Raw genomic sequence first — 752 nt, forward strand, 5'->3', positions numbered from 1 at the left:
GGCGCCGGCCATCGCGGTCAGGCAACCCAAAGCGCCCGCTGTCCAGATCGACAGGCCCGCACCGAACAGCAACATCATCGCTGACACGCCGCACACGATGCAGGCACCGGACCGAAGTGCGAGGCGGCGCAGTAACGCCCAGCCTCGCGCCCCGTCCTTGTCGGCGCGCCACATCTCGCCAGACACACCGCCAACCAGGGATAAGGCAATCACCAACCAGATCGGCATCTCTGCCAGTGCCTGTTGCTCGTTCGTCATGCCCTGCCCCTTAAACAAAAAGACCCGGCGCAATGGCCGGGTCAGGTGGTGGGTGGCATGCCGCGCTTTGCGGTCGCACCCATCGAAGATGGCCCCTTTTTACAGGTCGATTCTGGTGGCAGCAAGACCGGTTTAACGCCATCCGGTGAATGTGTGGGTGACGCCCGGTGAACGGCTGGCGAATGTCGGTGAATATCTATCCCGGCTGTCTTTTGCTTCTCTGGCGTCCCATGCGTCCCACCTCTCTAAAACAAGGTGGGACGTCTGAAAGCCCCGCAGATTGGGGCTTTGCCCCACCGTCCTACTTTTAACTCTCCTTTCTCGTGTATAGAGAGAATATTTAAAAACACGCGTGCGCGTGAACACGCGTACTTGTACCCGCTACGCACACACGGGCGGGAGGCATGAAAAAGGTGGGACGGTGGGACAACCCAACAACGACGCGGCCTGCGCCCGTCCCACCACCGCAAAAAGCAGTGGGACGGAGGCAGGCC

General features: G+C 60.9%; 1 protein-coding gene. It reads right to left on the reverse strand.

What is annotated here, in order from left to right; all coding sequences use genetic code 11:
* A partial coding sequence (locus tag KVG87_RS25705) for a phage holin family protein (protein ID WP_217853237.1) occupies window positions 1-258 on the reverse strand: 258 nt, incomplete at its 3' end.
* Window positions 259-752 lie beyond the last annotated feature (494 nt).

This window comes from Pseudomonas siliginis (assembly GCF_019145195.1).
Classification (GTDB): Bacteria; Pseudomonadota; Gammaproteobacteria; order Pseudomonadales; family Pseudomonadaceae; genus Aquipseudomonas; species Aquipseudomonas siliginis.